Below are 11,284 nucleotides of genomic sequence, written 5' to 3'. Positions count from 1 at the left end.
CTCGTTAACCAGCAGCTCCTTGCCGGTGCCGGTCATGCGAATCTCACCGTTGACCATCACGTACGCCCGGTCTGACAACCGAAGCGCATGGTTGGCGTTCTGCTCGACCAGGAAGATCGTCATGCCGGTTTTGGCCAGTTCCCGAAGGGTGGCGAAGATCTGTTTCACCACAATCGGCGCCAACCCCAGGCTTGGCTCGTCGAGCAACAGCAGTTTCGGCCGACTCATCAATGCGCGCGCGATGGCGAGCATTTGCTGCTCGCCGCCAGACATGGTCATCGCCCGCTGAGTGCGCCGTTCTTCGAGTCGCGGAAACAACTCGAACATGCGTTGCATGTCTTCCTTGGCGTACTTGTCACCGATCGGGATGGTGCCCATCAGCAKGTTTTCCTCGACGGTCATGTCGGGGAATACCCGCCGGCCTTCCGGCGATTGAGCGATGCCGTTCGACGCAATGTAGTGGGACGACTTGTGGGTAATGTCCACGCCCTGGTAGATGATCTGCCCGTCAGCCGCCCGCGGCTGGCCGAAGATCGACATCAGCAGCGTCGACTTGCCGGCACCGTTGGAGCCGATCAGGCTGACCGTTTCACCTTCATTGATGTGCAGCGAGACTTTTTTCAGGGCCTGGATCGGCCCGTAAAACACGTCCAGTTCCTTGAGTTCGAGGATGGGTTGCGTCATGCCACTTCCTCTTCGTCGGCGCCCAGATAGGCCGCAATCACTTTCGGATCATTACGGATCGCGTCGGGACCGCCCTCGGCGATCACTACACCGTGGTCCAGCACCACGATGTGGTCGGAAATACTCATCACCATGCCCATGTCGTGTTCAATCAGCACCACGGTCAGATCGTGCTCGTCACGCAGCAGCCGGATCATCGCGCTCAGCGCTTCGGTTTCCTGAGGGTTGAGGCCGGCGGCCGGTTCGTCGAGGCAGATAATTTGCGGACGGGTGCACATGGCCCGGGCAATTTCCAGGCGACGTTGCTGACCGTACGACAGTTCACCGGCCAGACGGTTGGCGCAATCCACCAGATCCACCACTTCCAGCCAGTAGAAGGCGTGGTCCAGCGCATCGCTTTCAGCCTTGCGGTAGCCCTTGGTATTGAGGATGCCGGCCAGCATGCTGCGGTTGACCCACATGTGCTGGGCCACCAGCAGGTTTTCCAGCACCGACATTTCCTTGAACAGGCGAATGTTCTGGAAGGTCCGCGCCAGACCGGCACGGTTCACCAGGTGGGTGCCGCCGAACGCCTTGTAGAACAGCCGACTGGCAAACGATCTAGGTGAGACGAAATCCGTCGGTTTGAATGATTCGCCGAGCAATTTGATGACGTTGGTCTGTTGCCCACGCACGTTGAGTTCGATCTTGCCGCCGGAGGCCTTGTAGAAACCGGTCAGGCAGTTGAACACGGTGGTTTTGCCGGCGCCGTTGGGGCCGATCAGGGCGAAGATCGAGTTGCGGTGCACCTTCAGGCTGACATCGTTCAGCGCCTTGATGCCGCCAAAGTGCATCATCAGCTTCTCGACCGAGAGTACGACTTCGCTCATGGCGCTACTCCTTTACGCGGGGTCACACCGGTACGGCTGATCCGGATCAGGCCGCGCGGTCGCCAGATCATCATCAACACCATCAGGATGCCGAACAGCAGCACGCGATACTCCGCGAAACCACGCAGCAGTTCCGGGGCGACGGTCAGCACGAAGGCTGCAATCACCACGCCGATGGTCGAACCCATACCGCCCAGTACCACAATGGCGAGGATCAGGGCCGATTCGAAGAAGGTGAATGAAGTGGGGTTGACGAAACCCTGGTAGGTGGCGAAGAACACACCGGCCAGACCGGCCGTCGATGCACCGATGGTGAAGGCCGAGAGCTTCACCAGCACGTGGTTCAGGCCCATGGAGCGGCAGGCGATTTCGTCTTCACGCAGGGCTTCCCAGGCGCGGCCGACCGGCATGCGGGTCAAGCGGTGCTTGATGTACAACACGGCCAGCACGACCATGAACAACACCGCATAGATGAAGTAGTACTTCACGTCGGGGTTGTAGGCGATGCCGAAGAACTCGTGGAACGGTACCCCGCCGTCTTTCGCCCGTTTGCCGAACTCCAGACCGAAGAACGTCGGCAGCGGTGCCGGCATGCCGTTCGGGCCACCGGTCAGCGACAGCCAGTTGTTGAGGATCAAGCGGATGATTTCACCGAAGCCCAACGTCACGATTGCCAGGTAGTCACCGTGCAGACGCAACACCGGGAAGCCCAGGATGCAACCGGCAAGGCCTGCCGTAATTGCCGCCAGTGGCAGCACCGTCCAGAAGCCCAGGCCGAGGTACTGGTAACCGAGCGCCAAACCGTAGGCACCGATGGCGTAGAACGCCACGTAACCCAGGTCGAGCAGGCCGGCCAGGCCGACCACGATGTTCAGCCCCAGACCGAGCAACACGTAGATCAACCCGAGGATGACCACGCCCAGCAGGTAGGAGTTGGAGAAAAACGGAAACACCACGGCAATGACGACCATCAGCGGGATGATCCAGCGCAACCGTGATTTGTAATCGGGTGGCAGTACATGAACCCCGGAGCCCGTGGTTTCAAACCCTTCGAGAATTCTCAAACCCTTGGGTGTTTGCAGGAACAGGCTCAAAGCAAAGCGGCCAGCCATGACGATGGCGACAATCCACGCCACTCGTGTTGGTTGCAGGTTGAAGCCATAGCCGTCGAGGACAATGCCAACAATCGGACCAAACACGATGAGCGCTACAAGGCCGGCAAGAATCGCGTCAACCAGGCTTCTTTTGATATCAATGGTTTTTTTAGTGGTTGAAGACATCGCTTACACCTTCGACACAAGAGGACGGCCGAGCAGGCCTTGAGGCCGAAAGACCAGAACGAGAACAAGCAGCGAGAAGCTGAAAACGTCTTTGTAGTCGGAGTTGACCAGACCGGAAAACAGCGACTCGGAGATCCCCAGAATGATCCCGCCAAGCATCGCACCCGGCAGCGAGCCGATCCCGCCCAGTACCGCTGCGGTGAACGCTTTGATGCCGATGACGAAACCTGCGTAGAAGTCGAACGTGCCGTAGTTCATGGTGATCAGCACGCCGGCCAGGGCCGCCATCGCTGCACCGATGATGAACACGTAGGAAATGACGCGGTCGGTGTTGATCCCCAGGATTGAGGCCATCTTGCGGTCTTGCTGGGTCGCGCGGCACATACGGCCGAGCTTGGTGTACTTGATGATGTAGGTCAGCAGGCCCATCCCGACAAACGCGGCGACCAGAATGAAGATCTTGGTGTAGGTGAGCTGGACGAAACCAGTCCCGACATCAACTCGCCATGCACCGGTCAGCAGTGTCGGAACGCCTTGTTGGCGGGCGCCCTGAGCGATCTGTGCATAGTTTTGCAGAATCAGGGAAATACCGATGGCGCTGATCAGCGGTGCCAGTCGGGTGGAGTTACGCAGCGGTTTGTAAGCGACTCGCTCGATGACCCAGCCATACACCGCTGTAACGACGATGGTGAAGATCAGTGTGCCGAGCATCAGCAGAGGGAAGGATTCGATACCGAAGTAAGCCAGCAGAGCCAGACTGATTGCCGCGAGGTAAGCGGAAATCATGTAAACCTCGCCGTGGGCGAAGTTGATCATGCCGATGATGCCATAGACCATTGTGTAGCCGATGGCGATCAGGCCATAGACCGACCCGAGGGTCAGGCCGTTGACCAGTTGCTGCAGGAAAATACCATCCATAACGCAATCTCACGCAATGAGAACCTGTACACCTGTGGGTGTGCGGCTCTTCTAAGGAAAATACAGATTTACGTCGGAGCAATGTCAGCCACGATCAGCCGACACCACCGCTCCCTGTAGGAGCGAGCCTGCTCGCGATGACGGTTTAACATTCAACAAATGTGTTGCCTGTCAGTCCGTCATCGCGAGCGGGCTCGCGCCTACAGGGAAACTGTGGGGTCAGCCGATTGGGTCAGCCCTTACTTCTGTTTTTCCAGCTGATGGTATTTGCCGTCCTTGTCCCACTGGTAAACCACGTAGTCGGAGACTTTCAGGTCGCCTTTGGCGTCCCAGGTCTTCTCGCCCATCACGGTTTTGACCGGGTTCTTTTTCAGCCAAGCAGCGGCGTCTTCGCCCTTGTTGGACTTGGCGCCATTGAAGCCAGCGGCCAGGGCCTGGACCGTTGCGTAAGCGTAGAGGGTGTAGCCTTCAGGCTCGGTGCCGGCCTTGCGGAATGCATCTACCACGGTCTTGCTGTCTGGCAGCAGGCGTGGGTCGGCGCCGAAGGTCATCAGCACGCCATCGACATACTGCGCGCCACCAGCGGTGGTCACCAGTTCGTCGGTCACGATGCCGTCATCGGACATGAATTTCACGTCTTTCAGGCCTTCGGTACGCAGTTGTTTAACCAATGGACCGGCTTCAGGGTGCAGACCGCCGAAGTAGACGACGTCGGCGCCAGCAGCGCGAATTTTGGTGACCAGGGCGCTGAAGTCTTTTTCGCCGCGGGTCAGGCCTTCGTAGATGACCGGAGTCACGCCACGCTTGACCAACTGAGCCTTGGTGGCATCAGCCAGACCYTGGCCGTAGGTGTCTTTGTCGTGGATGACAGCAACTTTCTTGCCCTTGAGCACGTCGACGATGTAGTCGCCGGCCACGATGCCTTGCTGATCGTCACGCCCGCACATACGGAACATGGCGCTCAAGCCGCGCTCGGTAACGGCCGGGTTGGTGGAACCTGGAGTCATTACGATGATGCCCGCTTCGTCGTAAATCTCGGAGGCCGGGATAGTCGACGAGGAGCAGAAGTGACCGACCACGCCAGCGACCTTCTGGTTGGTCAGGTCCTTGGCGACCGTCACAGCCTGTTTCGGTTCGCAGGCGTCATCGCCCTTGACCAGCACGATTTTTTCCCCGTTAACGCCGCCCGCCGCGTTGACCGCGTCGGCTGCAGCCTGTGCACCCTTCATGTACTGCTCGCCAAATGCCGCGTTGGCGCCTGTCATCGGGCCCGCCACACCGATTTTCACATCAGCTTGAGCAAACGCAGAAACACCCAACGCAGCTGCCACTGCGAGGGCCAGAAAGCCTTTCTTGTAAAACGTCTGGGACATGAGGTGGTGCTCCAAGGTTTTTTTTTAGTTGGCACTGCGACTTCACTGAATGCTCAGAGCAAGGGCCGTGCCATCGGTTTTTTATTCTGAAAAAAGTCGCTGCATTATTGTTTTTACGACTGTTTTGTTCCCATTTTCATTGGGCGTGCAACCGTCTAAACCGCGGAAGGTGAAACCATTTATTTTTAAAGGCGCAACCCGCATGCGCCATCATTGCAACCGCGGCGTCAAACGACGTGCAACCAGCCTGTAACAACGTGCGTCACCGAAGTGCACACTGCTGGTGCGGGACTGCTACAACCCGCACCATTACAGGCTAGACGCAAAGCCGAAAAGCGCCGCTTTCAGCAACAAATTTCAACAATCAGATAAYGATCCGCAAGCACTGGCCTGCGTGATACAGCGAGAACCCCGCCTCGTATAGACAACTGCGCAATCCGACCCCGGCCAATGGCTGCATGGGCGCGAAGGGAATCGGCAAAGCGTGAGGATTTCCGTTACACAAGTAATCGGCAAAGGCTTTGCCGACGACCGTACCTGTCGTCACGCCCCGACCGTTGTAACCGGTGACTGCCACTAAACCGGGCGCCGGCTCGAACAGGCGCATCAAATGATCCGGCGTGAAGGCGATGCAACCGGTCCAGGTGCATTCCCACTCCACCGGTTTAAGGTAGGGAAAATAGTGTTGCTGAACACGATCGGCCCAGGCTTTCAGGAACCAGGCGGGTTTCTGGTTGCCATTGCCGAGGCTGCCGAGCAACAGGCGCCCGTCTTTGTCACGACGAATGCTGCTGAGTACCTGGCGGGTGTCCCAGGAGCCCTGGCCGCCGGGCAGAATCTGTTGCGCGGCGTCTTCGGTCAGCGGGACCGAGGCCACTTGATAGTAGTAACCGGGAAAGAAATTGCGCCGCAGTTCGGTCCAGTCGCCTTCGGTGTAGGCGTTGGAGGCGATTACGACTTTCTCGGCCATAACCGAACCCTGGGCGGTTTGCACCGACCAACGCTGGCCCTGACGTTCTAACCGGGTGACCGGAGAATGGTCGAACAATTGGCCACCGAGGCCGATGGCCGCCTTGGCCAGTCCGGTGGTGTAGGCCATCGGGTTGAGGGTGCCAGCACGGCGATCAAGCAGTGCGGCAGCGATTTTTTTAGTGCCCGTCGCCTGCTCGCAGGCTTGGCCCGTCAATAGTTCGACGGGCGCCCCGCGACGTTTCCATTGTTCTTCACGACTGCGCAAATCCGCTTCGCCACGGGCGTTGTGCGCCATGTGCAGCGTGCCTTCGCGGCGTAACTGGCAATCGATGTTGTATTTGTCCACAAGGCTGAACACCAGGGCAGGTGCCGCGCCAAGCATGCGATTGAGCTGACTGCCCACCGCTTCGCCGAACCCGGCTTCGATGTCGTCCGGTGGAATCCACATGCCAGCGTTGACCAGGCCGACATTGCGCCCCGAGCCACCGTGGCCGGCGCGATGCGCTTCCAGCACACAAACCGATTTACCTTGTTCCAGCAGATGCACCGCCGCCGACAGACCGGTGAAACCGGCACCGATGACGCAGACATCGACTGTTACTTCACCCTTGAGCGCCGCGTTGTCGGGCCTTTGCGGCGTCAGTTTTTCCCACAGACACTCTTCGCGTAACGGCATTGCCAGACTCCAACAGAAACCTAACCAACCCGATCGTTCCCACGCTCGGCGTGGGAATGCAGCCCGGGACGCTCCGCGTCCCAAGAGCGGACGCAGAGTGTCCATTGAGGCATTCCCACGCAGAGCGTGGGAACGATCAACATGAGCTCAAAAGCTGCGCTTAGTCGAACGTGATGCCCTGCGCCAACGGCAACTCCAGCGAGTAGTTCACAGTGTTGGTCTGACGGCGCATGTAGCCGCGCCATGCGTCGGAGCCCGACTCACGACCACCGCCAGTTTCTTTTTCGCCACCAAACGCGCCACCGATTTCTGCGCCGCTCGGGCCGATGTTGACGTTGGCAATCCCGCAATCGCTGCCCACCGCCGACATGAATTGCTCGGCTTCACGCACGTCGGTGGTGAAGATGCAGGACGACAGGCCCTGTGGCACGGCATTGTTCAAGCGCAAGGCTTCGTTGAAATCGTTGTAACCGATCACGTACAGAATCGGTGCAAAGGTTTCATGGCACACGACGTCACTTTGCTCCGGCATTTCAACAATGGCCGGTGCAACGTAGTAGGCATTCGGGAATTTGTCTTCCAGTTGGCGCTTGCCGCCAAACACACGGCCGCCTTCGCTCAAGGCCTGCTCCAGCGCGTCCTGCATGTTGTCGAAGCTGTGTTTATCGATCAACGGGCCGATCAGATTGCCTTCCAGTGGATGGCCGATGCGCACTTTGGAGTACGCAGCCTTGAGGCGAGTGACGATCTCTTCCTTCACCGATTCGTGCGCGATCAAACGACGCAGGGTGGTGCAACGCTGACCGGCGGTACCGACGGCGCTGAACAGGATGGCGCGAACGGCCATGTCCAGGTCGGCGCTTGGGCCGAGGATCATCGCGTTGTTGCCGCCCAGTTCCAGAATGCTGCGAGCAAAACGCGCGGCAATTTTCGGCGCCACTTCGCGGCCCATGCGGGTGCTGCCGGTGGCGCTGATCAGCGCGACACGCGGGTCATCAACCAGCGCTTCGCCGGCATCACGACCGCCAATGATCACTTGGCTCAAGTGGGGTGGCGCGTCGCTGAAATTTTTCAGTACGCGATCGAACAGCGCCTGGCAGGCCAGCGCGGTCAGCGGGGTTTTTTCCGAAGGTTTCCAGATCACCGGGTTGCCGCAGACCAGCGCCAGCGTGGTGTTCCAGGCCCAGACCGCGACCGGGAAGTTGAACGCACTGATCACGCCGACGACGCCCAGCGGGTGCCAGGTTTCGCGCATGTGGTGGCCAGGACGCTCGGACGCAATAGTCAAACCGTACAACTGACGGGACAGACCGACCGCGAAATCGCAGATGTCGATCATTTCCTGAACTTCACCCAGGCCTTCCTGAGTAATCTTGCCAGCTTCCCAGGAGACCAACTCACCGAGGTCAGCCTTATATTCACGCAGAATGTCGCCCAGTTGGCGCACCAGTTCGCCACGGCGCGGCGCCGGGACCTTGCGCCACAATTCGAACGCATGATCGGCACGACTGATGTGCTGCTCGACTTCAGCGGCGCCTTCCCAGTTCACGGCGGCAATCTGGCTGCCATCAATCGGCGAATGCACCGGCACTTTGCCGTTCTGGTACAGGGCCGGGTTCACACCAAGACGATCAAGCAATGCGGCAACCATGGGTCACTCCTCAAGCGAAAAACACAAAGGGTGCAGCCGGAATAATCACGGCTGATCAGACCTGTAGTTTTAGCTTCCCGAAGGCTACCCAACAAACGACCTTTAAGAGAGATATCATTCCGTTTATTCATGCTGCGAATTGCTGGTCAGTAAGAAACAAGAAAARGGACTACCCATGCTGAATAAACGCTACCTGCCGTCGATCACAGCACTGCAGTGTTTCGAGGCCGTGACCCGGCATTTGAGCTTCACACGCGCCGCCGAAGAGCTGAACCTGACCCAGAGCGCCGTCAGTAAACAGGTCGCGCAACTCGAAGAGTTGTTGCAGCACTTGTTGTTCCGTCGTGTGCGCCGACGCCTGCAAATGACCCCGGCCGGTGATTTGTACCTGGTGGAAGTACGAAAAATCCTCACCCAGGTCGAAATGTCGACCCATTACCTGCGCTCCTACGGCGGTGAAACCGAAGTCTTGCGCGTCTCGACCCCACCGACCTTCGGTGCGCGCTGGCTGGTCCCACGCCTGAAAGGCTGGCGCCTGCGCCATCCGTCGATCCATCTGGACCTGTGCAGCGAGCAGGAAGCCGACGATTTGCTGCAAGGTCGCAGCGACCTGGCGTTTTACTTCGGCCAGGGTTCACGGCCCGGCACTGAATGCCTGAAGCTGTTTGGCGAGGAACTGGTGCCGGTCTGCGCACCGGGCAGCCTGCCGGACACGCCGTTCACCGATCCGACGCAACTCACCGACCTGGTCCTGCTGCAAAACGCCTCCCGCCCCCAGGCGTGGCACGACTGGTTCGACAGTCAGGGCTACCACACCGAGCACAGCTACCRCGGCCCGCGTTTTGAAACCTTTTATATGTGCATCCGTGCAGCGCAAGTCGGCTGCGGCGTGGCACTGTTGCCACGGTTTCTGGTGGAAGAGGAATTGGCCGACGGCAAACTGGTCATTCCCTGGCAGCATGCAATGCCCAGCACGGATGCCTATTACCTGGCGTATCCCGAGCATTCGGCAGAAGTGCCCAAGGTGCGCGATTTTGTGAAATGGATGCTGGAGCAAGTCGACAACCCCACCTCCCCCGACTGACACAGAAATTGCTGGCAATACCCACCACCGATATGCGCCACTATCCCCATTCAATGCGGAGAACCCCGTTATGAGCGAGAGCGTGTTTGGCGATCGCATCGTGCAGAACCTGCTCGACACCGACTTCTACAAACTGACGATGATGCAGGCCGTGCTGCACAACTACCCGAACGTCGAAGTCGAATGGGAGTTTCGTTGCCGCAACAGTGAAGATTTGCGCCCGTACCTGGCGGAGATCCGTTTTCAGATCGAGCGCCTGGCCGAGTTGAGCCTGAGCCCTGATCAATTGAGTTTTCTGGAGCGAATCAGCTTCCTGAAACCGGATTTCCTGCGGTTTCTCGGATTGTTTCGCTTCAACCTGCGTTACATCCACACCGGCATTGAAAACGACGAACTGTTCATCCGTCTGCGCGGGCCGTGGTTGCACGTAATCCTGTTCGAAGTGCCGCTGCTGGCGATTGTCAGCGAAGTGCGCAACCGCTATCGCTACCGGGAAATAGTCCTGGAACAGGCACGCGAACAACTCTATCGCAAGTTCGACTGGCTGACCGCCAACGCCAGCAGTGACGAATTGTCCGAGTTGCAGGTCGCCGATTTCGGCACGCGCCGTCGCTTTTCATACCGCGTGCAGGAGGAAGTGGTGAACGTGCTCAAGCACGATTTCCCCGGACGCTTCGTCGGTACCAGCAACGTGCACCTGTCCAGGGAGCTGGACATGAAACCGCTGGGCACTATGGCCCACGAGTGGATCATGGCCCATCAACAACTCGGCCCACGACTGATCGACAGCCAGATTGCCGCGCTCGATTGCTGGGTACGCGAGTACCGCGGCCTGCTCGGTATCGCCCTGACCGATTGCATCACCATGGATGCCTTCCTCGGCGACTTCGACCTGTTTTTCGCCAAGCTCTTCGATGGCCTGCGCCACGACTCGGGTGATCCGGTGCTATGGGCCGAAAAAGCCATCGCCCATTATCACAAGCTCGGCATCGACCCGATGAGCAAGACGCTGACATTCTCCGACAGCCTGACACTGCCCAAGGCGCTGGAGATATTCCGCGCGCTGCGTGGTCGGATCAATGTCAGCTTTGGGATCGGCACTAACCTGACGTGTGATATTCCAGGTGTCGAACCCATGAGCATCGTGCTTAAAATGGCAGCCTGCAACGGCCAGCCCGTCGCGAAAATTTCCGATGAGCCTGGCAAGACTCACTGCAAAGACCCGAATTTTGTCGCCTATTTGCGACACGTGTTCAAAGTACCTGCCGCCCTATCCAGCACATCAAGCAAGGAGTGAATTCATGCAAGCCGTACAGCGTGAGATTGCTGAGCAGCTCAAGGTTCAACCGCCATTTGCCGACGAGGCCGCCCTTGAGGCAGAAGTCGCCCGGCGGGTCAGTTTCATTCAGGATTGCCTGGTCAATTCCGGTCTCAAGACCCTGGTGCTGGGCATCAGCGGTGGCGTCGATTCCCTGACCGCCGGCCTGTTGGCCCAACGAGCCATGCGTGAATTGCGTGAGCGCACCGGCGACAAGGGCTACAAATTCATCGCCGTGCGCCTGCCGTACGAGACTCAGTTCGATGAACATGACGCTCAGGCCTCAGTGGATTTCATTGCCCCGGACGAGCGCCACACCGTGAACATCGGCCCCGCGGTCAAATCGCTGGCCAACGAAGTCGCCGCCTTCGAAGGCAAGCACGCGGTCTCGGTGGATTTCGTGCTCGGCAACACCAAGGCGCGGATGCGCATGGTCGCTCAGTACACCATCGCGGGCGC

General features: G+C 58.8%; 10 protein-coding genes. 3 read left to right on the top strand and 7 right to left on the bottom strand.

Going from position 1 to position 11,284, the window contains the following annotated elements; translation table 11 throughout:
- The 7 genes from AC1D2P_RS29040 to amaB all read right to left on the bottom strand — a co-directional run.
- A partial coding sequence (locus AC1D2P_RS29040) for an ABC transporter ATP-binding protein (RefSeq protein ID WP_477811718.1) occupies positions 1-684 on the bottom strand: 684 nt, incomplete at its 3' end.
- Positions 681-1,553 (bottom strand): ABC transporter ATP-binding protein, encoded by an 873-nt coding sequence (locus tag AC1D2P_RS29035; protein ID WP_046028440.1) that lies wholly within the window; start codon positions 1,551-1,553, stop codon positions 681-683. The genes AC1D2P_RS29035 and AC1D2P_RS29040, both read right to left, overlap by 4 nt.
- Entirely contained in the window at positions 1,550-2,833 is a 1,284-nt protein-coding gene (livM, locus tag AC1D2P_RS29030; RefSeq protein WP_046028439.1) for a high-affinity branched-chain amino acid ABC transporter permease LivM, read from the bottom strand. Before livM ends, AC1D2P_RS29035 begins: the two co-directional genes overlap by 4 nt.
- Positions 2,834-2,836: 3 nt before the next feature.
- Positions 2,837-3,751 (bottom strand): ABC transporter permease subunit, encoded by a 915-nt coding sequence (locus AC1D2P_RS29025; RefSeq protein WP_046028438.1) that lies wholly within the window; start codon positions 3,749-3,751, stop codon positions 2,837-2,839.
- A gap of 239 nt (positions 3,752-3,990) precedes the next feature.
- On the bottom strand, positions 3,991-5,124 hold the full coding sequence (locus AC1D2P_RS29020) for a branched-chain amino acid ABC transporter substrate-binding protein (RefSeq protein WP_109785453.1): 1,134 nt from the start codon (positions 5,122-5,124) through the stop codon (positions 3,991-3,993).
- A gap of 364 nt (positions 5,125-5,488) precedes the next feature.
- On the bottom strand, positions 5,489-6,772 hold the full coding sequence (amaA, locus tag AC1D2P_RS29015; protein WP_477811717.1) for an L-pipecolate oxidase: 1,284 nt from the start codon (positions 6,770-6,772) through the stop codon (positions 5,489-5,491).
- A 160-nt stretch (positions 6,773-6,932) separates the two neighbouring features.
- Positions 6,933-8,423 (bottom strand): L-piperidine-6-carboxylate dehydrogenase, encoded by a 1,491-nt coding sequence (amaB, locus tag AC1D2P_RS29010; protein WP_109785452.1) that lies wholly within the window; start codon positions 8,421-8,423, stop codon positions 6,933-6,935.
- Positions 8,424-8,598: 175 nt separating this feature from the next.
- On the opposite strand from amaB, the gene AC1D2P_RS29005 reads away from it, so the two are divergent.
- The 3 genes from AC1D2P_RS29005 to nadE form a co-directional block, all read left to right on the top strand.
- Positions 8,599-9,507 (top strand): LysR family transcriptional regulator, encoded by a 909-nt coding sequence (locus tag AC1D2P_RS29005; protein ID WP_477811716.1) that lies wholly within the window; start codon positions 8,599-8,601, stop codon positions 9,505-9,507.
- A 70-nt stretch (positions 9,508-9,577) separates the two neighbouring features.
- A complete protein-coding gene (gene pncB, locus AC1D2P_RS29000) occupies positions 9,578-10,804 on the top strand; it encodes a nicotinate phosphoribosyltransferase (RefSeq protein ID WP_109785450.1) in 1,227 nt (408 codons plus the stop codon).
- A gap of 4 nt (positions 10,805-10,808) precedes the next feature.
- Positions 10,809-11,284 (top strand): NAD(+) synthase (gene nadE, locus AC1D2P_RS28995; protein WP_477811715.1); only part of this gene is annotated, 476 nt, incomplete at its 3' end.

Source organism: Pseudomonas sp. P1_F1_2 (genome assembly GCF_056405815.1).
This window is presented reverse-complemented; position numbering and strand designations above follow the sequence as displayed.